This window comes from Homoserinimonas sp., from assembly GCF_056262345.1.
Map to the genome: position 1 here is coordinate 22,174 of NZ_JBACFR010000180.1, position 21,902 is coordinate 44,075.

Genomic DNA, 21,902 nt, shown 5'->3' on the forward strand with positions numbered 1-21,902 from the left:
AACGGAGATCCCTAGAACCTGATCGCGTCGATCACCTTGACACGAACAGCCACGAGAGCGGGAAGGAGACCGGCGAGCGCCCCCACGGCCGTTGCCGCGCCGAGACCGACGAGGGCTGCTTCGAGGGGGAAGGCCGGGGTATCCAGGACTCCCTGCGCGAGTGCCTGCTGCACCATCGGATTGTTGACGATGAGAATCGCGGCCAGAACACCGACAACGCCGGCGGCAAAGGACGCGACAACACTTTCCATCATTACGGCAAAGAACACTCTGCCCGCAGTGGCCCCGAAGCTCCTTCGGATGCCGATCTCTCTGATGCGTTGGCGCACCGTCACGAGCGAGATGTTGACGAGACCGAGGGCGCCAAGCAGAAGAACCAGGGCAGCGACACCGGCCACCAAAAGCTTGAGCGGGAGGAGAGGATCTGGCCCGTTCCAGGCCGCGTAGTCCTGCCGATTTGCTTGAATGTCGACGTCTGACCCGAGGACTCCCGCAAGATCGCGTCGCACAGCTTCCGACAGTTCTTCTGCGATCTCGCCGGGCACCCACAGCTTGTACTCGCTCGGCAAAGCTGAGGCGACGCTGGGCGGAGTAATGCGCTGATAAGCCGAATCCAGGATGAAAGCCACGGGACCTTCGAATTCCGACGAGGGAACGACGCCGACGATCACGGCCGTCGTCGGATTCTCGCCGACGATGTTAAGGGTGGGATTGCGGTCAAGACTCGGTGACCCCAGAAGGGTCATAACCTTGTCGTTCACGACAACGGCCGGAGCAAGTCTGTTCTCGTCAAACTCAGTGAACCACGACCCCTCCGCCACCTGCATTCTGTGCATCGTTCCGTAGTCGACGTCAACCGCCCGCATGTCTAAGGGCCGAACGCCGTCGTCGAACTGCGCAGACGACGCCGTCCACCGAATAGCGGTCGAGTGCCCAATTTGATAGCGGTCGACGACGATATCGATCGCGTGCTCAAGCTCCGGACCCGTCACCTGTTCGCCCGTGCTCATCTTGTAGGCGTAGATCGAGATGGTTGCTGGCCGACCTGAGCCGCGTTCCATGCTCTCCGTCGTCGACTGCTGAACGATGCCGCCGAGGCCAACGACCGTGGTGATCGCCGTCACCGCGACACCAACACCGACGAGGCTCAGCATGACCCGCGTCTTGTGGATGCGCAGCTCTGCCCATGCTTCAGAGACTGCCCCTAAGAATCCCGTAACGAAGCGCATCAGAGCGTGGCCTCCTGAACGGCACGAACGGACTCGACCGTGACGGGAGACAGCACGCCCTTGTCGAGCCGGTAGTGCCGGCGGGCGAGCGCGGCAACGTTCGCGTCATGGGTGATGGTGATGAGCGCGGCTCCGGATTGAGCGGCGACCTCGTCGACCAGCGCCATTACCGTTGCGCCCGTTTCGATATCGAGGGCGCCCGTTGGCTCGTCCGCCAGGATGAGGCGCGGCCCCCGCACCAGGGCGCGGGCAATGGCTACACGCTGTTGTTCGCCGCCCGAGAGTTTCTCTGGCATCGAGGTGAGGCGCTCCCCCAGGCCGACTCTCTCCAGCATCTCGGCGGCGAGGTTTCGGCGATTCCAGAAGGCGCGGCCCGTCGCATAGAGCAGCGGCGTCATCACGTTCTCCAGAGCGGTGCGCCCCGGGAGCAGATTGAACTGCTGAAAGATGAAGCCGATGTCATTGCCCCTCGCACGGTCCCGCGCTCGGGTACTGAACGTGGAGACGGGGCGGTCGTCAAACATGATGCGACCGGTCGTTGGGGTATCAAGGAGCCCCAAAAGGTTGAGCAGCGTGGTCTTGCCTGACCCGCTGCGCCCCACGACAGAGACATGGTCTCCGACGGCAACGTCGATGTCGACGCCCTTGAGAATGTGAAGCTGTTCGCCCTCTGGCAGTTCGACGGAGCGAGTGACCCCCTCGAGCCGAAGCAGGGTCACGAGCACTCCATCCCGGAGTTGGGTTCACAATCTCCCAGGGCTGCCGCACCGGGCACGAACTCGAGAACAAGGTCGCCCTCGGCGAGGCCAGTCGTCACTTCTACGCTGAGCCCGTCGTTGAGGCCGAGGGTTACCGTCCGAGGTTCCGTGGCACCATCCGCTGTGACGAAGTGGACGACTCCTGTGCCGCTCGTGCCTTCAACCGCCGTGATGGGAACGGTGAGCACATTCTCAGCGGCACCGCCGGAAATCGTGACCTTGGCCGATAGACCCGCGAATACAGTGACGTCCGCGGGTACCGCACAACGCAGGGTAGTTCCCGAACCCTCGGCAGCCTCAGCGCCCTCAAGCGCTGTCGTGATGCGCACGCCCGTGCAGGTGAAGCTGGCGGGACCGCCGGTGACGCTGACGAGAGCATCCGTCGGCTGGTTGAGAAGGCGGTACTGCTGCTCGGGGAGCAACGTTGCCGAGACATGAAAGCTCGGCGGAGCAATCTTGGCGATCGAATCGCCAATCGCGGCGGCCTGACCAACGATCACGGCAACCGTCGACACGGTTCCTGCGGCGGGCGCAACAACCTTGAGGTCACGCGCCCAGGTGGTGCCGTCGTCGCGGATGACGTCTTCGCGGATGACGAACATTTCTGCGCCAGCATCGACCCACGCTCCGACCGTCACTGACACCTTGCGCACAACCCCGGGTGCCGTCGATCGCACGGCTACCGCCTCGTCGGCGGACACTGTGCCCGTAAGCACGACGTCATTCTTGATCGTGCCGAGAGCCACGGGAACCTGCGGAGACATCATGGATGCCGACGGCACGTCTACATCGGGAGCATCCGCCTGGCCGCCGAAAAAAGCGAGCTTGACGAGCGCCACCGCGATCGCCGCGAAGACCACCAAACGAAGACTCGGGAATATCCACTTTCGCCAGACGCCCACGCGAGCTCCACCCGTCAGGACCGGGGCCATTCCCGGCATCGAGACGACCCTAGCGACGCAGAAGGGGCCGCGCCATCATCATTACGGATGATGTTGCGGCCCCTGTGCGAGCAAACGTGGGAGCTATGCCTCGATGACGACGGGAACGATCATCGGGCGACGACGGTGCTGCGTATTAACCCAGCGCCCCACGGTGCGCCGAATTACCTGGCTGAACGCGTGCGAATCGCGGGTGCCGTTCTCTGCTGCCTCGGCAAGCGCCCGCACGATGAGCGGCTTGACGGCGTCAAAAACTGCCTCGTCCTCGGCGAAACCCCTGGCCTGAATCTCGGGCCCGACAATGACCCGACCGGTCTGCGCGTCCACAGCCGCGAAGATCGAGATGAAGCCCTCCTCGGCGAGAATGCGCCGATCTTTGAGGTCAGCATCCGTAATCTCTCCGACGGTCGAGCCGTCGACATAGACGAAGCCGATATCGAGCTGTCCGACAATCGCCACCTCGCCGTCGCGAAGGTCGATGACGGCGCCGTTCTCCACGATGAACGTGTTCTCCTCTGGCACCCCCGTCTGCACCGCGAGATCGGCGTTCGCCACGAGGTGGCGGTACTCGCCGTGAACCGGAAGCACGTTCTTGGGTCGCAGGATGTTGTAGCAGTAGAGCAGCTCGCCGGCGCTCGCGTGGCCAGAAACATGCACCTTGGCGTTGCCCTTATGCACAACGTTGGCACCGAGCTTGATGAGACCGTTGATAACGCGGTAAACGGCGTTCTCATTGCCGGGGATGAGGCTCGACGCGAGGATGACGGTGTCACCCTTGCCCACCTCGATCTTGTGCTCGAGATTGGCCATGCGGGATAGCACCGCCATGGGCTCACCCTGCGAACCGGTGCTCATGTAGACGATTTTGTCGTCGGGGATGTCACCGGCCTTCTTGAAGTCGACGAGAACGCCCTCGGGAACCTTGAGATAGCCAAGCTCAGCCGCGATGCCCATGTTGCGCACCATTGAGCGCCCCAGGAACGCAACGCGGCGGCCATTGGCGTGCGCAGCATCCAGAACCTGTTGTACGCGGTGCACGTGGCTCGAGAAGCTCGCCACGATGACTCTGCGCGGCGCCTTGGCGATGATGCCCTCGAGCACGGGCCCGATGCCCCGCTCGGGTGCCGTGAAGCCGGGCACATCGGCGTTGGTGGAATCGGGGAGGAACAGGTCGACGCCAGCCTCACCGAGACGCGCGAACGCGCGAAGGTCGGTGATGCGGTCGTCGAGCGGCAGCTGATCCATTTTGAAGTCGCCCGTGTGGAGCACGACACCAGCGCTGGTCTTGATCGCGACCGCAAGAGCGTCGGGAATCGAGTGGTTCACGGCCACAAACTCCAGCTCGAAGGGGCCGAACTGCTCCGTCTGCCCCTCCTTGACCGTGAGCGTGTATGGCGAGATGCGGTGCTCCTTGAGCTTTGCCTCGATGAGGGCAAGCGTGAGGTTGGAGCCGATCAGTGGGATGTCCTGGCGAAGCCTCAGCAGGTAAGGCACCGCGCCGATGTGGTCTTCGTGGCCGTGCGTGAGAACCACCCCAAGCACGTCGTCGAGGCGATCGCGGATGGGTGTGAAATCGGGGAGGATCAAGTCGACGCCGGGCTGGTGCTCTTCGGGGAAGAGCACACCGCAGTCGACGATGAGCAGCTTGCCGTCAAGCTCGTACACGGTCATATTGCGACCGATCTCGCCGACGCCTCCGAGAGGGATGACGCGGAGCGTGCCTGGTTTGAGTGCTGCGGGCTGATAGATATGTGAGTTCATGGCGTCCTGTGCTGTCGCGACCGGTCTGGCCGATGTGTTCTAGGGCCCCTAGCCCTCGGTGTGAAGTTGTTGTTGGTTTCGCCGACGGAGGTCAGCGGGTGGTGCCTGCGACCTTAGGGAGCGCGCCGCCGGCGGCAGCGTTGCGGTCGGGGCGGAAGTTGCTGAGGTCGAGACCCGGAATCTCCCCGACCAGAGCCAACTCGTCTTCGATCATCGCCGCCTCAAAGTCCTCAGGTCCCACGAGCGGAAGGCGCACGCGGGGTGAGCCGATGCGGCCAAGACCGTGAAGGATGTACTTGGCGGCAACCGTGCCGGGCACGTGAGTCATCGCTGCGCGCACGAGAGGCTCAAGCTGCTTGTGCGCCGCGGTTGCGGTCGTGAGGTCGCCCGCGTTGACGGCGTCCACGATGACGCGGTACGGCGCGGGAGCGATGTTGGCCGTGACCCCGATCAGGCCGGCAGCGCCGATTGAAAGGTGCGGGAGCACATTGGCGTCGTCGCCCGAAAAGTAGAGCAGATCGGTCTGGTTGAGAACACGGCTCACCTCGGCCAGATCGCCCTTGGCATCCTTGACGGCCAGGATGTTGGGGTGCTTCGCAGCCCGCAGGATCGTCTCGTACTTGATGGGGATGCCGGTGCGGCCGGGGATGTCGTAGAGGATGACGGGGAGATCTGTGGCGTCGGCGATCATGCGGAAGTGCGTGAGCACGCCGGCCTGAGTTGGCTTGTTGTAGTACGGAGTGACGATCATGACGCCGTCGGCGCCCGCCTTCTCGCTGGCCTTGTAGAGCTCGATGGCGTGGGCCGTCTCGTTGGAACCACCGCCGGTGATGATCTTGGCCCGGTTGCCGGCCACAGCCTTGGCAACCTCGACGAGCTTGAGCTTCTCAGGGTCGGTGAGGGTGCTGGTCTCCCCCGTTGTGCCCGTAACGACGATGCCGTCGGCACCGCCGGTGATGACGTCGTCGATGTGCTTCTCAACGTCGTCCCACGCAACCTCGCCGTCGGCGGTGAAGGGGGTAACGAGCGCAACCAGGACCTGGCCGAAGGGATTGTTGAGTTCAGTCACCCCTCAAGGTTACCGCCCGACGCTGCAGACCAATGCACGTGCGATTAAGAAGTCGCTCCGCGTTTCGCATAGCTGACGAAGCGGTAACCGAGGCCGCTCTTGGAGGCGTTCCACCCCTCAGCCGGCTCGATCGCAGAAACTGCCCATTCCTCGCCGATCGTCGGTGCCACGACGTCGCCTTCGAACTGGGCACGAATCTCGGTCACCTCAAGCCTGTCGGCCTCGCCGATGACCGCGGCGTAGATCTCGCTGCCGCCGATGACCCAGACCGTTTCGCCCTCTGCCAGTCCGTCCCCCGCGAGCGCGAGGGCGTTGGCGATGCTCGGGGCGACCTCGGCCCCCTCGTCACTCCACCGAGACTGGCGCGTGACGACGATATTGCGGCGGCCAGGCAAGGGGCGCGACCGCGGCGGAAGCGACTCCCAGGTCTTGCGGCCCATGATGACCGGGCTACCCAGAGTGAGCTGCTTGAAGCGGGCGAAGTCCTCGGGAACATTCCAGGGCATGACCCCGGCGCGACCGATGATGCCCCCCTCCGCTTCTGCCCAGATCAAGGCAATGTTCATCTGACCGGTCATACCGCGACCGCCCCTCTGATAGCGGGATGGTGCGTGTATCCCTCGATGGTGAAGTCCTCGAACTCGTAGTCAAAGATGCTCTGTCGACCCGGTGCGATGACCAGCTTGGGCGCCGCATACGGCTCTCGTGTGAGCTGTTCCGTGACCTGGGCGACATGGTTGTCGTAGATGTGGCAGTCCCCACCCGTCCAGACGAAGTCGCCGACTTCGAGTCCGGTCTGCTCTGCCACCATGTGGGTGAGCAGGGCATAGCTGGCGATGTTGAAGGGAACCCCCAAGAACAGATCGGCGCTGCGCTGGTAGAGCTGGCAGCTGAGCCGCCCGTCGGCAACATAAAACTGGAAGAGCGCGTGGCATGGGGCAAGTGCCATAGACGGGATGTCGGCGGGATTCCAGGCCGAGACGATCAGCCTGCGAGAATCGGGGTTCGAGCGGATCTGCTCGATGACATCCGAAATCTGATCGATCTGCTCGCCGCTCGGCGTGGGCCACGAGCGCCACTGAACGCCATAGACGGGGCCCAGCTCGCCGGCGTCGTCTGCCCACTCATCCCAGATCGTTACGCCGTGCTCCTTGAGCCACGAGACGTTGCTCTCGCCGCGCAGAAACCAGAGAAGCTCGTAGGCGATCGACTTGAAATGAACCCGTTTGGTCGTGATGAGGGGAAACCCCTCCGACAGGTCGAATCGCAGCTGGCGGCCGAAAACACTGCGGGTTCCGGTGCCCGTGCGGTCGCTCTTGTGGCTGCCGTTCGCGAGAACATCGCGAAGCAGGTCTTCATAGGGGCTGGGGATCGTCGCGCTCATCGAGACCGATGCTACCGGTCGCGGCGACTTACGGGGAGCACCACGTCATCGACTCGAACGTTCGAGCGCTATAGCCCGGCGAACCGATGAGCGCGCCCTCCGCCGATCGCCGCAGGCATCGTAGGCAACTCCTAGGCGAAGCCACGCCTGCCAGCTTTCGGGCTGAGCCTCAACCTCGGCCTGGTATCGAGGAAACGCAGCATCGGCTGCGGCACGGTCGGGCCGACCGCTGACATGAACCGGCACAGCATCGTCGGGCGCATCGCCTGCTTCTTCGAGCTTGCTCAGGAGCCGTTCGCTCCTCAACCCGAAGAGGATTTCGCTCAGCATTCCCCACAGAGCCAGCAGCGGAAGAATGGCCAGCGCAACTCCCATGGCGATGACCACGCCGTCGCCGCTTTGCATCATGACCAGCGCGAGCCGCCCCACCGCAACGATGTACAGCAGGAGGAGCGCCGCCATAACGATGACGCCGATCTTCTTGGTCACGCGGTCACCGCCCCGGCTGCGAGCTCCGTGCCATCGAGGTCAAGAAGCTCCTCGAGACCGACCGTGACTCCCCTCGCGTCGCGGAGCGCGCCGATCGCCACGGTGATGCCGTGCGCGTAGGCATCCTGCGAGAGCGTGTCGTGCGCGACGGAGAGAACCTCGCCGGTTCCTCCGAAAATGACCTCCTGGCGAGCGACAACGCCCTGCATGCGCAGGCTGTGGATGGGGATGCTCGCCACCTGCTGACCGCGAGCGAGCTGGTCGGCGTGCGGTGCGCTTACGGGGCCAAGATCTGCGCGTGCCTTGGCCATGAGCTCAGCGGTGCGAACGGCGGTGCCGGAGGGTGAATCCACCTTTGCGGCGTGGTGAGCCTCGATGATCTCAATCGAATCGAAGAAACGGGCAGCTACGGTCGCAAGCCTGGTCGCGAGAACCGACCCGAGTGAAAAGTTCGGCACGATGATGACGCCGGAGTCAGGATGCTGCTGCACAGTTACGCGCAGCGAATCGATGCGGTCGGCTGACCATCCGCTCGTGCCGACGAGCACATTGCGACCATTCTCAAGGGCGAAGGTGACGATCTCCGGGCTTACCGCAGGGTTGGTGACATCGACGACAACGTCGGCCGCAAGCATCTCTTCTCGGGGCGACGACGAGCCGAGCTTGGCCACGAGTTCCCATGCGGGATTGGCCTCGATAATGCTCGAAACGAGCTTGCCCATTCTGCCGTTTGCGCCGACAACGGCCACCGTGAGAGTCATAGGTCAAATCTACCAACCCGGTACGGCGCCCGGGTTCTCGCCCTGACCTAGTAGGGCTGGTCGACGGGGAGCCCCGTTCGAAGCTCCGCGGGGAGGTGCCCCAAATCGTTGTGGGTGATGAGTTCTGGCGACTTCAGCGACCTCACCCTGATGATGGTGAGCCCGCAGTTGGCCTGGTTGATACTCATCCATCGCCACGGCGGCGCACCAAGAGTCTCGCGAACGAACCAGGCGATCACGAAGTTGTGCGTGATGAGAAGCGTGTGCCGGTCATCCAATGACGGAGTCATCCACTCGTCGACGGCGTCGGCCATTTGCGCCTCGCCCGCCTCGATCTGGGCTTCGGTGACAGACCCGAAGAACGGCTGGAACGTCGATGGCATGTCGGCTGCGGGGCCGGAGGGGATGCAGTCGAAGAGCAGCGCTGACGGCTCGGACGAAATCGCGGGCAGCCGGTCGGTGATGGCGAGGGCTGTCGCCTCCGCCCTCTGCAGGGGCGAATGCCACGCCCCGGTGAAGGGCACACCGCTCAGCCGGTCTGCGATGAGGGTGGCCTGGCGCTGGCCTCGAGCCGAGAGCGGACCATCGGGCAGTCCGTGCTCGGCATGCTGTTGCTCGCCGTGGCGGACGAGATAAATAAAGTGGGACATCGTTGTCCTACGCTCCTTCTGCTGTGATGAACATGCCGTCGGCGACACTGCCGACCGCTGCAAGAGACACGGGTCGCGAGGCAAGCTCCGCGCCGAGATCGGCAACATCGTCGATAGTCACGAGCGAGAGCCGTCGAAGCGCCTCGTCGAGGTCGACAAACTCCCCCATCGTGATCTCGGCGCGACCAAGGCGCGACATGCGAGTGTCGGAATCTTCTAACGCGAGTGCCGAAGCGCCGCCCATCTGACCGACGGCCCGTTCCAGCTCTGCCTGCAGGATGCCTCCGGTTCCGATCGAGCGAAACTCTTCGAGCATGAGAGCGGCGACGCTTTCGGCCTTAGCCGGGGAGCACCCCGCATACATGCCGAGCACGCCAGCATCGGAGTAGCTGGGTGAAAACGAGTACACCGAGTAGGCAAGTCCGCGACGCTCCCTGATCTGCTGGAACAACCTCGACGACATTCCGCCACCCAAGACGGAATTGAGCACAGAAAGCGTGCTGCGCCGCGCATCCGTTGCCGCAAGCCCGCGAACGCCCATCAGGATGTTGGCCTGCTCGCTGGGGCGCGGCACGATCAGCTTCGACGATGCGGTGGTGGGAACCGCCTGCTCAGCATCGCGCCGCGGTGCAGGCTCTGCTGGGGTTTCGAGATCCCAACCGCCAAGGGCGAGATGCCGCTGAACCGCTTCGACAAGGTCGTCGTGGTCGACTGCGCCCGCGACGGTGACCACGAGCCGGTTGGGCGAGTAGTTGCGGCGGTAGTGGTGCCAGACGCCCTCCCGAGTCGCCTCACGAATGGTCTCTGGGCTGCCTCCGATAGGGCGGCCGAGGCTGTGATCGCCGAAGAGCGCCTCGAAGAACCGCTCGCTCGCGACATCGCCCAGGTCATCTTCTGCCATCGCGATCTCTTCGAGAATGACCTCGCGCTCGGTTTCGAACTCGTCGGGATCAATCACCGATGAGGTGATCATGTCGGCCAGGACCTCGATCGCCATGGGTACGTCACTATCGCGAACCCTGCCGTAGTAGCAGGTGTACTCCTTTGCGGTGATGGCATTGTGCTCACCGCCGACCGCATCAAAGCTCACCGCAATATCGAGCGCGGTGCGCTTGTGGGTGCCTTTGAAGAGCAGATGCTCAAGAAAATGGGTTGAACCGTATTCGTCCGGAGCCTCATCCCGGGAGCCAGCTGTAACCCAGAAACCGATGGTCGCGCTTCTCGCTCCAGGAACCCGTTCGCTCAGGATGCGAAGGCCGGAGGGGAGAACGCTGCGCCTCACGAGACACTCGCCAGCGGCCATAAAGGATTGTTCGCCTGCCACGAGGGGAAGCGTCGTTGCACCGGTCATTGTGTCGAGCCTAGGCCACGCTGCTGAACACCCCGGGCGTTTTGCACAGCGACAAGGTCCGATGCGGCGCTAAATCAAATGCACCCCAGAAAACCAAAAATGTACCCCGGTTGCCGGACAAACAGAGCTGTCTGTCCCCTCCGGCCTTGCTACTGTTGAGCCATCGGAGGAACCGGTTACCCGGCCGAAGAATCCGAGTCCGCCACCCGAAGGCGGGCGGCCTGCACCAAGGCCTGCAAGACATTGAGACCGACCCATCGCGAACCCGAAACGCGAGGCGCGCAGGCAGAGAACCCGATTCTGTGAGCACGCCACTCGGATTCAGTGATACCTAGCCGGTTGCCCGAGGGCGTCACGCCGAGGTAGTGCAAGACTCCGGTCTTGTCACCCGGCGTGACCCCGAGGGCTCGGAGGCTCCATCCTTTTTTCAGATAGGACGCTTCAATGTCGATGCACGAGGACAGATCCGCTGAGGCGCCGATCTTCGCCCCGGGGCCCGGAGCACGAGCCCGAATTCTGGCAACGGCCTCTCGCCTGTTCTATTACGAAGGCATCCGCGCCGTCGGAATCGACCGCCTGATCAGCGAATCCAGCGTGACCAAGGCGACCTTCTACAAGCATTTCGGCGCAAAAGACGCCCTCATCCTCGCGTACATGCAGCTCGTTCACGTCGACACCGTCGAATCGATCACCGCTATCCAATCGAACGCGGGCGGCCCTGTGGACACCCTGAGGGGCCTGATCGACGAGATCAGGGAACGCGCAGACCGAGCTGACTTTCGTGGCTGCGCCTTTATGAACGCCTCCGTCGAGTTCCCCGACAGCGCGCATCCGGTTCGCTCGATCGTCAATATCCACCGCGACTGGTATTCAGAGTTCGTTGCCGAGCAGTTCCGGCTCGCCGGGCACCCGCTCGCAGGGGACGCAGCCGACGAGTTCGTCATGCTTCGAGACGGAGCCATGGTCGGGGGCTACATGGGTGATCGGATCGCCACCAACGCCGCCCTCTCACGGCTGGGCGAGCGTCTTCTCGCCGCTTAGGCCCGAGATCTGCCGCGTTATGCCGAGACGGCGTCGAGAGCCGCCGTCTGGCTGCGTGTGAGCGCAAGGTACCGAGCAGCGGTCAGATCGACGATCTCGTCCACGGACTGAGCCGAGAACAGCGCGGCCGAAACTCCCGGCTTCGAAATAGTCCAGGCCGCGGCCACCCGTCCGACCGAGACGCCGTGTTCGGACGCAATGCTCGTGAGCTTCTCCAGCACCCGTGTACCCCGCCTGCCGGCAAAAACCGCGGCGCGATCCATGCCCGCGATCATGGGAACAGTGATTGGCCCCGTTGCGCGCCCCGAAAGAAACCCATGGGCGAGGGGGCGGCGGGCGAAGAAACCGATGCCGAGTTCCTCGGTCGTCGCCGCGACCTCGTTCTCGAAAACCCCGCGAGCCATGAGGCTGTAGTCGTGAACGGCCGCCACGAGCGGCGGATAGCGCGACTCGAGCGCGTTGCGCTGCATCGCTCTAACCCGAGCCGAGGAATGCCGAAGAACGGCGACGTGCCTAACCTTGCCCGCGCGATTGAGCGCATCAACCGCTTCGAACGTGTCATCGATTGCAACCGATGAGTTTGTGCCGTCGAGCGTGAGGATGTCAATGTGATCGGTGCCAAGCCTGCGCAACGACGCCTCTGTGGCCCTCGTGACCATACGAGGAGAAAGCCCCGGCCAATCCGGATGCCGCCCCACCGTCGTTGCCACAACAAAGCGTGAACGATCTGGCCGCGTTCGCAGCCAGGATCCGATCATCACCTCGCTTCTGCCCCCGGCATGGTGATCGGCCGTATAGATGAGGTTGCCCCGCGAGTCGGCAAACGCGTCGAGCATGGCCGCGGCGTCGCGGGCGCCAGACTGCCAGCCGAAGACTCCCCCGTCGATGCCGACGGGAAAGACCTCGAGGCCGGAGTGCCCCACTGTACGCATAGGCAGATTCTATGAGGCGCGGAGGCTGGCATCTGAACGCGGAGAGTGGCAGCGTTGAGGGCGAGGTCCGTCCGAGGGGTGGAGGTGCACTGTGTCAGACCCGCAGAAGGTAACCAACCAGAAAGCGCTCAGAACCGACAGCGGAAAGACGTGGCTTGTCGTCGCGGCCATAATCGCCGGGCTCAGCATCGTCATGCTGTGGGCAATGCGGGAATTGCCGCCCCTGGGTGCGGCCACCGCAGGGCTCGTCACAACCGTTGTGCTCTACCTGGTGATGGTCGCCGTTCGGTTCGGCGTGGAAAACATCCGAGTGAGGCTCGCCCTGCTTGCGGCCCTGACCATCAGCATCGTTATTGGCTTTATGGTCGTGGGCTGGACCATCATCCTGAGCACATAGTCGCTGTTCATAGTCGCCGCGCAAACGACGAATGCCCCGCCCTCACGAGGAGAACGGGGCATCCGTAGACACTGCGGTGGCGATTAGCCCTCTGCAGGCGCCTCGGTCGACGTAGTCGTGGCAGCAGAACCATCGGTGTCTGCAGCTTCGGTCTCGTCCTGGACGGGCTCGAGCGAGAGCTTTCCACGGTCGTCGATCTTGGTGATCTGGACCTGAATCTTCTGGCCGACGGAGAGCACGTCCTCAACGTTCTCAACACGCTTGCCACCGGCAAGCTTGCGAACCTCGGAGATGTGCAGGAGACCATCGCGACCCGGCATCAGCGACACGAAGGCGCCGAAGGTGGCGATCTTCACGACGGTGCCGAGGAAGCGCTCGCCCACCTCAGGGTTGAGGGGGTTAGCGATCGCGTTAACCGCGGCACGAGCAGCCTCGGCCGACGGTCCGTCAACGGCACCGATGTAAACGGTTCCGTCGTCCTCGATCGAGATGTCGGCTCCCGTGTCGTCCTGGATCTGGTTGATCGTCTTGCCCTTCGGGCCGATCAACTCACCGATCTTGTCAACGGGGATCTGCACCGCGATCACGCGGGGCGCGGTCGGGGCCATCTCGTCGGGCTCGTCGATAGCCGACGTCAGCACGCTGAGGATTGCCGTGCGGGCATCCTTGGCCTGCTTGAGCGCGCCATCAAGAACGGACGACGGGATGCCATCGAGCTTGGTGTCGAGCTGGATTGCGGTGATGAACTCGCTGGTACCGGCGACCTTGAAGTCCATGTCGCCCAGAGCGTCTTCTGCACCGAGAATGTCGGTCAGAGCCGCGTAGCGGGTCTCACCATCGATGGTGTCGGAGACGAGGCCCATGGCGATGCCGGCAACGGGTGCGCGCAGCGGCACACCGGCGTTGAGCAGCGACAGGGTCGAAGCGCAAACAGAACCCATCGAGGTCGAGCCGTTGGAGCTGAGCGCCTCGGAGACCTGACGGATTGCGTAGGGGAACTCCTCGCGGCTCGGCAGAACCGGTACGAGGGCGCGCTCGGCGAGGAAGCCGTGCCCGATCTCGCGACGCTTCGGCGAACCAACGCGGCCGGTCTCACCGGTCGAGTAGGGCGGGAAGTTGTAGTGGTGCAGGTAGCGCTTCTTGGTGATCGGGCTCAGGGAGTCGATCTGCTGCTCCATCTTGAGCATGTTCAGCGTGGTGACACCCAGGATCTGGGTCTCGCCGCGCTGGAAGATCGCCGAACCGTGAACGCGCGGGATGACCTGGACCTCGGCGTCGAGCGGACGGATGTCGGCAAGGCCACGACCGTCCATACGAACACCCTCGGTGAGGATGCGGTCGCGAACGACCTTCTTGGTGACCGACTTGTAGGCGGCAGACACCTGACCGTTAGCCTCGGCGGGCAGCTCGCCAGCCTCGACCTTGGCGGCGATTGCCGTCTTGACCTCGGCCTTGAGTGCGTCATCCGCATCCTGGCGCTCGACCTTGGCTGCGATCTGGTAGACGTCCTTGAGACGGTCAAGAGCGACAGCAGAAACGGCGTCGTAGGTGGCCTGGTCGTACGCGGTGAATACCGGGAACTCCTGGATCTCCTTGGCCGACTGAGCGGCAAGCTCAGCCTGTGCCTTGACGAGCTGCTTGAGGAACGGCTTCGACGCCTCAAGGCCCTGGGCGACGACGGCCTCGTCGGGCTTGGTTGCGCCCGCCTTGATGAGGTTCCATGAAACCTCGGTGGCCTCGGCCTCCACCATCATGATGGCGATGTCTTCGTTGCCGTCCTTGTCGGTGACCAGGCGGCCAGCGACGGTGAGATCGAATACGGCGTTCTCGAGCTGCTCAACGTTGGGGAATGCAACCCACTGGTCGCCGATGAGGGCGAGGCGGATGCCGGCGATCGGGCCGCTGAAGGGAAGCCCCGAGATCTGCGTCGAAGCGGATGCCGCGTTGATAGCCAGCGCGTCGTAGAACTCGCCGGGGGCGATGCTCAAAACGGTGATGACGATCTGGACCTCGTTGCGGAGACCGTCGACGAACGACGGACGCAGGGGCCGGTCGATGAGACGGCAGACGAGGATGGCCTCGGTGCTGGGCCGACCCTCGCGACGGAAGAACGAGCCGGGGATCTTGCCGGCGGCGTAGGAACGCTCTTCGACATCGACGGTGAGCGGGAAGAAGTCGAATCCTTCACGCGGGTGCTTGCCGGCGCTCGTGGCGCTCAGAAGCATGGTGTCCTCATCGAGGTAGGCGGCTACTGCGCCCTGTGCCTGCTGCGCGAGGCGGCCGGTCTCGAAACGGACCGTGCGCTTGCCGAACTTGCCATTGTCGAGAACGGCTTCAGCAAACTTAATTTCTGGACCCTCCATTAAGGGTTTCTCCTTTGTTTTACGTCGCCCCCCGTGTGGGCGCGACTCATACATCGGAGCAGGAGCGGGCAGTCAGGGGCGCGCGCGATATGCGCGAGCGCCGGGCTCTGGCCAACAGTAGAAAATCACCGTTTCGCCCTGTGCGATACGGGAACTCACCACCGGTGACCAGCCTCATGCCGGCCTGCTCCGTTTGGTTCTTGCTCTAGTTGCATCTCTGCAACCTCGCCAAGCCTACCAGCGACCCCCTGCGAGAGCCAGGATCGCCGCGAGCGCGGAGTGTTCCTAGGAATCCCATGAGCGTTCTCCCCGCGTATGCCGGTGAAACCTACCGTGGAGGCATGACCGCAACACTCACCTACCAGGACATCGTTGAACTCGCTGGCGAACGATCGGAGGCGAGCGTATCCATCATCCTGCGAACCACGCCGTTCGCCGCAGAACGAGAGCGCTTAGAGCTCGAATACAAAGACGCCCTCCGGGAGGCGGATCACCAGCTCGAAGCTGCAGGAGTCGACGTGCGGCAGCGGCGTGCAGTGCGGGCGGCTCTCGACTCAGTGACGAGTGAGGAGTTCTGGCTGAACCTCTCAGAATCGATGGTGCTCTTTGCCAACCCGGATGGTGCCAGAGAATTCCGAGTGAAGAACCATCTGACCAACCGCACCTCGGTCGGCGACAGGTTTGATGTCGGGCCGCTTCTTCGATCGATCGCCTTTAGTCACGCGGCGTACGTGGTGGCCGTAAGCGAAGGCGGCGCCCAGCTCGCCGAGCTTTCGCCCGATGAGGGGGTGCACGAGGTCCCGCTCACGCTGCCGGATGACATCCACACGGTTCTGGAATACACCTCGAGCGACGGGCAGCGAGACCGCGGGCGTGCATTGGGAAGCACGGGCGAGAAGATCGAGCTTCGCAAATATTGCCGCATCGTGCAGGACGCCGTCATTGCTGCGATGGCGGAGCACACCGAGCCGTTGATCCTGGCCGCTTCGAGCGAGCTGCAGCCGGCCTATCGCGAGGCGAACACCTATAAGAATCTGCTGCCGGAGCCGATCGAGGAGAACCCCGCTGCCCTCTCTCTGGCGGATCTGGAAACCAAGGCGAGGGCGGTTCTCGACGAGCATTACGCCGCCATCCTGACATCGTGGCGAGAGGGCTTTGGCACCAAAGCAAACCACGGTCGCGCCTCGGCCGATCTCGCGACGGTTGCCCGCGCTGCTACCGACGGCGCCGTCGAGGAGCTGCTATTCGACATCGACGACACCCAGGAGGGCACGATCGATGACACGGGTGCCCTCGCTCTGGCGAAGGAACCGAGTGGAAGCACCAACGGCATCGTGGACGAGATTGCGCTTCGAGTGCTTCGCTCGGGCGGCAAGGTGTGGGCTGTGCGCCGTGCGGACCTACCGGGAGAATCCTCGGTCGCCGCCGTGATGCGGTATCCGCTCGACGAGCAGGCACCACCCGCGTAGTCCGACAGGGGCGGGATACAAGTCGCGCGTCCGGAATGCCCCACCCCCGTGGGATTCCGGACGCGCGGGCCTTGTGGCTTAAGCGTCAGCGTCTCAGCGATCAGGGCTGCGACGGTGCCAGCAGCAGCCAGCATATTATCGATCGAGACATGCTCGGTACCACGCCGGCTGCCGACCTCATATGCCGTCCCCGGCCTGTGGCCGCGCTAGTCGATGATGTAAGACCCTGTCGGACTGAACGACGCGTCGAGCGCGAACGGGTCTCGCACCGTGCTCGACCGGGTCGAGTCGGCGACGAGCGGAGCAAGCTCCTTCGCCGCACGCTCGATGCGGCTGCCGAGGGTTTTGACCTTGTCGCCCGCGTCGCCCCAGTCCGAGGATGCGGCGAAAACGCCGGTCGGAGTTACGACCGCGTGCAGGTAGGTGAACAGCGGACGCATCGCGTAATCGAGCACGAGCGAGTGGCGCGGCGTTCCTGCCGTCGCCCCGATCACGACCGGCATATCGACGAGAGCCTGGTTATCGATGACGTCGAAGAACGACTTGAACAGACCGCTGTAGCTCGTGGTGAACACGGGAGTGACAACAATGAGTCCGTCGGCACTCGTAACAGTGCCGATGACCTCCTCAAGCTTGGGGCTCGGAAAACCCGTGAGCATGTTGTTGGTCACATCCTGCGCTGTGTCGCGCAGCTCGAACGTGTCGACATGAACCGTGATGCCCTGAGCCTCGAGCTCTGCCACGGTTGCCGCCGCAATACGGTCGGCGAGCATCCGGGTACTCGATGGCTTGCTGAGCCCCGCCGATACCACGGCGATGCGTCGAGTGGTTGTTTCTGTCATTGCTCTGCTTCCTAACTCTGAAGGGCCGTGTCGGCTTCTGCCGCGGCCCTCTCGACGGCGGCCGCAGCAGCCGCCATGCGTGCGGTGTGCGTAGGGGCATCGGGAACGTTCGCTGGCCGATTCTTGGCGAACTCCTCGCGAAGAACGGGGACCACTTCTCCCCCGAGCAGGTCGAGCTGCTCAAGCACAGTCTTGAGTGGGAGTCCGGCGTGGTCGAGCAGCCACAGCTGACGCTGATAGTCGCCCACGTAGTCGCGGAATCCGAGGGTGCGGTCGATGACTTCCTGCGGACTGCCCACCGTGAGCGGCGTCTGCGAGGTGAACTCTTCGAGACTCGGGCCGTTTCCGTAGACCGGCGCATTATCGAAGTACGGGCGAAACTCGTTGATCGCATCCTGCGAGTTCTTGCGCATGAAGACCTGCCCGCCGATACCGACGATCGCCTCAGCGGCCGTTCCGTGACCGTAGTGTTCGAAGCGCTGGCGGTAGAAGCCGACCATCTTGGCGGTGTGCGATCCCGGCCAAAAGATGTGGTTGGAGAAGAATCCGTCGCCGTAGTAGGCGGCCTGCTCCGCGATTTCTGGACTGCGGATGCTGCCATGCCACACGAACGGAGGAACCCCGTCGAGCGGGCGCGGCGTCGACTGGAATCCCTGCAGCGGCGTGCGGAACTGGCCCTCCCAGTCGACGAACTCTTCGCGCCACAGGCGGCGAAGCAGCGCATACTTCTCAAGCGCGAGCGGGATGCCCTGGCGGATATCTTCGCCGAACCAGGGGTAGACGGGGCCAGTGTTGCCACGGCCGAGCGTAAGGTCCATTCGGCCGTCAGAGAGATGTTGAAGCACGGCGTAGTCCTCGGCGAGACGCACGGGATCGTTGGTCGTGATCAGGGTCGTCGCGGTCGAGAGTATGAGGCGCTCGGTCTTGGCAGCGAGCCAGCTGTTGATGGCGACGGGGCTTGAGGGAAAGAACGGTGGGTTGTGGTGCTCGCCCATGGCGAAGACATCGAGCCCAACCTCTTCTGCATGCTGCGCGATCGTCAGCACGTCTTTGAGACGCGAGGCATCGGTGGGGGTGCTGCCCGTTGTGGGATCGACGGTGATGTCACCGACGCTGAAGATACCGAACTGCATCTGGGTGCTCATCGCGCTGTCCTATCTTGATACGTTTGCATTGATATTCGTCACAACGCGACCGAGCACTCTGCTATTCCCCAAACCCGATGACAACACTCCAGCCTCCAGACCTACACTGAGCGGGCCACGCGCACCATCGCATCGGGAGGTCTCGTGATCGTCACACTAACCGAGGTGAGCAAGGGTCGGCACGGCTCAGCTCTCCCCGTAATGTCGGCAGCGTTCCGCAGTAACTCTGCGACACTCGCCGTAGTCGAGACCGCCCAGCGCCCGAGCGTTCTCGGGCTCATCGCATCGGGCAGAATGCGCCCGGATAGCGGTGGCGTGACCATCGATCACTCCACCAATGCGCCAGAGCTGCGCAGGCGGGTTGCCCTGATCGACGCACCGGAGGTCAACGACCCGTCGGCCGAGGTCACGGTGTTCGCAGTCGTTGCCGAGGAACTCATGTTCGCCGGGCTTCCGGCGGGGCCGCGGGCAACGGTTCGCGCCCTGCACGAACTCGGCGTAACAGAATGGCGATCCTGGACCATCGGAACAGTGCCCCCGATTGTTCGCATCAGGCTTCTCACCGAGCTGGCGGTGCTGCGCGACGACGTCGAAGGGCTCGTCATCACCGCGCCAGACCGGCACGGCGGGGATCCCGCCCACTGGTGGCAGCGTTCACAAGAACTCGCTGCCCGAGGTTATGCGGTGCTGGCAATCGCGGGGGTCGCCTCGGCGACCGCACTCGGAATCGCGCCAGAACCCGATCAGGTGGCAACGCCAGACGCCAGGGGCGGCGATGACGACGCAACCACGCAGGAAGGCACATCGTGAAGATCCCGGCAATGATCGCGGCGGAGTTTCGGCGGCTGGTTCGCAAGCCCATGGCGTTCATCGCCCTGGTCGCCCTCGGAATCGTGCCCCTGCTGTATGGCGGGCTCTACTTGTGGGCCAATCAGAACCCCTACGACCGCCTGGGCCAGATCCCCGTCGCGCTGGTCGTGGCCGATCGCGGCGTCACCTCGGACGGCACCTATACAAACTATGGGGACCGCATCGCCACGAAAATCCTTGACTCCAACACGTTCGACTGGCACAGAGTCTCCCCCACAGAAGCGGCACAGGGCGTCGACGATCAGCGCTTCGACTTTGCCGTAACGCTCCCCCAGGGTTTCTCAGAAGCCATCGCCTCGTCCGCGGCCGATGACCCCCGCCAGGCAGAGCTCGTTCTCACAACGAACGATGCCAACAGCTATCTCGGCACCACGATCGGCCAACAAGCGATCAAGACCATCACGACCGACATTGTGGCGCAGGTAAACGAAGAAGCAGCGTCAACCTTTCTCGTCTCCCTCTCGACGATTCGCACGAGCCTCTCCACCGCGAGCAACGGGGTAACGGAACTGCTCTCTGGAGCACAGACGGCCGCGGCTGGCGCCACAGAACTGGCCTCTGGCACCGCACAGCTGGCCAGCGGGTCGGTGACTCTGCGCGATGGCCTCGGCCAACTCGCCTCCGGCACCGCCTCGCTTCCCGCAGAAAGCACCGCACTAGCCAACGGTGCGGCCGAGGTCGCCTCGGGCAACCAGCGCGTCGCCGCCCTCGGCGACCAGGTCAGCGCGGCCTCCTCCGATGTGATCGCGAGTCTGCAGCCGGTGCGAAACGAGATTGAACAACGACTCTTGACCTCGGGACTCACCCCCGCTCAGATTGCCGAAGCACTGACTGTTCTTGACGATCTCAACGCCGCAGTGCAGAACGGCGACGCCAGGCTCAAACAGGCCGTCGGCCAACTCGACACCCTTGCTGCAGGATCAAGCGAGGTCGCCGCGGGGGCACGGAGGCTAGCGCAAGCCGCTCCGACGCTCACCAATGGCATCCAATCTGCCGCGGCGGGCTCAGCGGAACTCGCGACGGGTGCGTCCGAGGTCAATTCGGGCGCAGCGGAACTCTCATCAGGGCTGCCGCAACTGGTTTCTGGGCTGGCGACGCTCCAATCGGGGCTAGCCGATGGCATCCAGCGAATCCCTGAGACCACGGAGCAGCAGCGGGCAGCTCAAGCTAAGAACATTGCAGACCCCGTCACCGTGAAAACCGCAGCAGTCGCGGAAGCGGGAACCTATGGAGCAGGGCTCGCCCCCTTCTTTATGGGGCTCGCTGCCTGGATCGGCATCTATGCGCTATTTCTCATCATCAAGCCCTTCTCTCGCCGTGCCATAACTGCCCTGCACTCCCCCGTTAAGATCGCGATTGCCGGCTGGTTGACGCCCACCATGATCGGGGTGCTCCAGATGATCGGCCTGTTTGTCATCGTGGCCGTTGTTCTGGGGTTCAAGGTCGAGAATCCCGCAGGAACCATCGGCCTCATGGTGCTGTCATCGGCAACGTTTGCCTCGATACTCCTCGCCCTCAATATCTGGCTCGGCAGTGTCGGGGAGTTTCTTGGGCTCGTGATGATGGTGCTTCAGCTCGTGACCGCGGGCGGAACTTTTCCCTGGCAGACCCTCCCTGCCCCGCTCGCCTTTATCCACCATCTGTTACCCATGTCCTACACCGTGGACGGGCTCAGACAGCTGATGTACGGAGGAAATCTCACTGACGCGATAAACGATGCCTGGGTGCTCCTTGCGTGGCTCGCCACAGCGCTGGTGGTCGCCTCACTCGGTGTCGCAAGAATGACGCGCTTCCGAACGCTCGGAGACCTGGAGCCGAGCCTGATCGGCTAGCTGCCTACCCGAGCGTTTGCCGGGTATGCCCGCGCCTGGCCCAGCTACGTCGGTGGCCGATGTGAAGATACATCAATGCCAGCCACCTCCGCCCCCCGCTCGCCGGTACCCATGTTCGTTGTTCCGCCCTACTTGCTCGCACACCTCGCGAGCGCCGAAGACCCCCGGTTCGAAGCCGCGGCGACAGCAGCACGGCACGCGCTGGAAACCGATCCAGGGATTCGGCAGGGTCGACTGTCGCAGCATCCTTCCGCGGTGGCCCCCGAGCTAGAGCACCCAACTGCCGCGACGCAGTCCGAGCCCTATCGGCGTATCTTCGACGCGAAAAACAGCACAGAGCTGCCGGGAGTCCTCGTGCGCTCCGACGGCGGTGATACTGCACCCGGCGACATTGCGGTAACGGAGGCCTGGGATGGCCTGGGCGCGACCCACACGCTCCTGCTCTCCGCCGTTGGCTGGGCCTCCGTAGACGGCAACAACGCGCGACTGGATGCCACAGTTCACTACGGCAACCGCTATGACAATGCATTCTGGGACGGAAGCCGCATGGTGTTCGGCGACGGCGACGGGGAGGTCTTCGGGCGGTTCACTGCCTCCCTCAGCGTTATCGGTCACGAA

General features: G+C 63.7%; 21 protein-coding genes. 6 read left to right on the top strand and 15 right to left on the bottom strand.

The window, feature by feature from the left end; translation table 11 throughout:
* Positions 1-11: 11 nt before the first annotated feature.
* The 11 genes from AC062T_RS09000 to AC062T_RS09050 all read right to left on the bottom strand — a co-directional run bounded on the left by AC062T_RS09000 (position 12) and on the right by AC062T_RS09050 (position 10,393).
* Positions 12-1,229, bottom strand: a complete 1,218-nt coding sequence (locus AC062T_RS09000; RefSeq protein WP_476029283.1) for an ABC transporter permease — start codon at positions 1,227-1,229, stop codon at positions 12-14.
* Complete coding sequence (locus AC062T_RS09005) at positions 1,229-1,948, bottom strand: ABC transporter ATP-binding protein (protein WP_108515874.1); 720 nt, start codon at positions 1,946-1,948, stop codon at positions 1,229-1,231. Before AC062T_RS09005 ends, AC062T_RS09000 begins: the two co-directional genes overlap by 1 nt.
* The gene (locus tag AC062T_RS09010; RefSeq protein ID WP_476029285.1) at positions 1,945-2,889 is read right to left on the bottom strand and encodes an efflux RND transporter periplasmic adaptor subunit; all 945 of its coding nucleotides are present in this window, start codon (positions 2,887-2,889) and stop codon (positions 1,945-1,947) included. The genes AC062T_RS09005 and AC062T_RS09010 overlap by 4 nt, the downstream gene beginning before the upstream one ends.
* Positions 2,890-3,012: 123 nt before the next feature.
* Positions 3,013-4,689: a ribonuclease J gene (locus tag AC062T_RS09015; protein ID WP_108515871.1), complete on the bottom strand. Its 1,677-nt coding sequence runs from the start codon at positions 4,687-4,689 to the stop codon at positions 3,013-3,015.
* A gap of 91 nt (positions 4,690-4,780) precedes the next feature.
* Positions 4,781-5,758, bottom strand: coding sequence for a 4-hydroxy-tetrahydrodipicolinate synthase (gene dapA / locus AC062T_RS09020; RefSeq protein WP_108515869.1), 978 nt, complete (start codon positions 5,756-5,758; stop codon positions 4,781-4,783).
* Between the two features lie 44 nt (positions 5,759-5,802).
* Positions 5,803-6,324, bottom strand: coding sequence for a dihydrofolate reductase (locus AC062T_RS09025; RefSeq protein ID WP_476029288.1), 522 nt, complete (start codon positions 6,322-6,324; stop codon positions 5,803-5,805).
* An 8-nt stretch (positions 6,325-6,332) separates the two neighbouring features.
* The gene (locus AC062T_RS09030) at positions 6,333-7,142 is read right to left on the bottom strand and encodes a thymidylate synthase (protein WP_476029290.1); all 810 of its coding nucleotides are present in this window, start codon (positions 7,140-7,142) and stop codon (positions 6,333-6,335) included.
* Positions 7,143-7,187: 45 nt separating this feature from the next.
* Positions 7,188-7,631 carry a hypothetical protein gene (locus AC062T_RS09035; protein ID WP_199220509.1) on the bottom strand — a complete coding sequence of 148 codons (444 nt, stop codon included), beginning with the start codon at positions 7,629-7,631 and terminating at the stop codon, positions 7,188-7,190.
* Positions 7,628-8,392, bottom strand: a complete 765-nt coding sequence (dapB, locus tag AC062T_RS09040) for a 4-hydroxy-tetrahydrodipicolinate reductase (protein ID WP_476029292.1) — start codon at positions 8,390-8,392, stop codon at positions 7,628-7,630. Before dapB ends, AC062T_RS09035 begins: the two co-directional genes overlap by 4 nt.
* 47 nt (positions 8,393-8,439) lie before the next feature.
* A complete protein-coding gene (locus AC062T_RS09045; RefSeq protein ID WP_108515865.1) occupies positions 8,440-9,042 on the bottom strand; it encodes a histidine phosphatase family protein in 603 nt (200 codons plus the stop codon).
* Between the two features lie 7 nt (positions 9,043-9,049).
* Positions 9,050-10,393, bottom strand: a complete 1,344-nt coding sequence (locus AC062T_RS09050) for a M16 family metallopeptidase (RefSeq protein WP_476029295.1) — start codon at positions 10,391-10,393, stop codon at positions 9,050-9,052.
* A gap of 444 nt (positions 10,394-10,837) precedes the next feature.
* On the opposite strand from AC062T_RS09050, the gene AC062T_RS09055 reads away from it, so the two are divergent.
* On the top strand, positions 10,838-11,434 hold the full coding sequence (locus tag AC062T_RS09055) for a TetR/AcrR family transcriptional regulator (RefSeq protein WP_476029297.1): 597 nt from the start codon (positions 10,838-10,840) through the stop codon (positions 11,432-11,434).
* A 17-nt stretch (positions 11,435-11,451) separates the two neighbouring features.
* On the opposite strand, the gene AC062T_RS09060 is transcribed toward AC062T_RS09055, so the two are convergent.
* Positions 11,452-12,366, bottom strand: a complete 915-nt coding sequence (locus tag AC062T_RS09060) for an aldo/keto reductase (protein WP_476029299.1) — start codon at positions 12,364-12,366, stop codon at positions 11,452-11,454.
* Positions 12,367-12,457: 91 nt separating this feature from the next.
* On the opposite strand from AC062T_RS09060, the gene AC062T_RS09065 reads away from it, so the two are divergent.
* On the top strand, positions 12,458-12,763 hold the full coding sequence (locus AC062T_RS09065) for a hypothetical protein (RefSeq protein ID WP_476029301.1): 306 nt from the start codon (positions 12,458-12,460) through the stop codon (positions 12,761-12,763).
* 83 nt (positions 12,764-12,846) lie between these two features.
* Here AC062T_RS09065 and AC062T_RS09070 read toward each other — a convergent pair whose 3' ends face one another.
* Positions 12,847-15,126, bottom strand: a complete 2,280-nt coding sequence (locus tag AC062T_RS09070; RefSeq protein ID WP_476029303.1) for a polyribonucleotide nucleotidyltransferase — start codon at positions 15,124-15,126, stop codon at positions 12,847-12,849.
* A 296-nt stretch (positions 15,127-15,422) separates the two neighbouring features.
* Here AC062T_RS09070 and AC062T_RS09075 point away from each other — a divergent pair, with 296 nt between their 5' ends.
* The gene (locus AC062T_RS09075) at positions 15,423-16,595 is read left to right on the top strand and encodes a baeRF11 domain-containing protein (protein ID WP_476029305.1); all 1,173 of its coding nucleotides are present in this window, start codon (positions 15,423-15,425) and stop codon (positions 16,593-16,595) included.
* Positions 16,596-16,801: 206 nt separating this feature from the next.
* Here the strand turns inward: AC062T_RS09075 and AC062T_RS09080 are convergent, their stop codons facing one another.
* Together AC062T_RS09080 and AC062T_RS09085 are read right to left on the bottom strand one after the other, a co-directional pair.
* Positions 16,802-17,437 carry an FMN reductase gene (locus AC062T_RS09080; protein ID WP_476029307.1) on the bottom strand — a complete coding sequence of 212 codons (636 nt, stop codon included), beginning with the start codon at positions 17,435-17,437 and terminating at the stop codon, positions 16,802-16,804.
* Positions 17,438-17,448: 11 nt separating this feature from the next.
* Positions 17,449-18,570: an LLM class flavin-dependent oxidoreductase gene (locus tag AC062T_RS09085; RefSeq protein ID WP_476029317.1), complete on the bottom strand. Its 1,122-nt coding sequence runs from the start codon at positions 18,568-18,570 to the stop codon at positions 17,449-17,451.
* Positions 18,571-18,726: 156 nt separating this feature from the next.
* Between AC062T_RS09085 and AC062T_RS09090 the strand changes: the two genes are divergently transcribed.
* The 3 genes from AC062T_RS09090 to AC062T_RS09100 form a co-directional block, all read left to right on the top strand.
* A complete protein-coding gene (locus AC062T_RS09090) occupies positions 18,727-19,392 on the top strand; it encodes a hypothetical protein (protein WP_476029309.1) in 666 nt (221 codons plus the stop codon).
* Positions 19,389-21,284 (top strand): YhgE/Pip family protein, encoded by a 1,896-nt coding sequence (locus tag AC062T_RS09095; RefSeq protein WP_476029311.1) that lies wholly within the window; start codon positions 19,389-19,391, stop codon positions 21,282-21,284. Before AC062T_RS09090 ends, AC062T_RS09095 begins: the two co-directional genes overlap by 4 nt.
* 75 nt (positions 21,285-21,359) lie before the next feature.
* Positions 21,360-21,902: gluzincin family metallopeptidase (locus tag AC062T_RS09100; RefSeq protein WP_476029313.1), on the top strand; the 543-nt coding region annotated here is incomplete at its 3' end.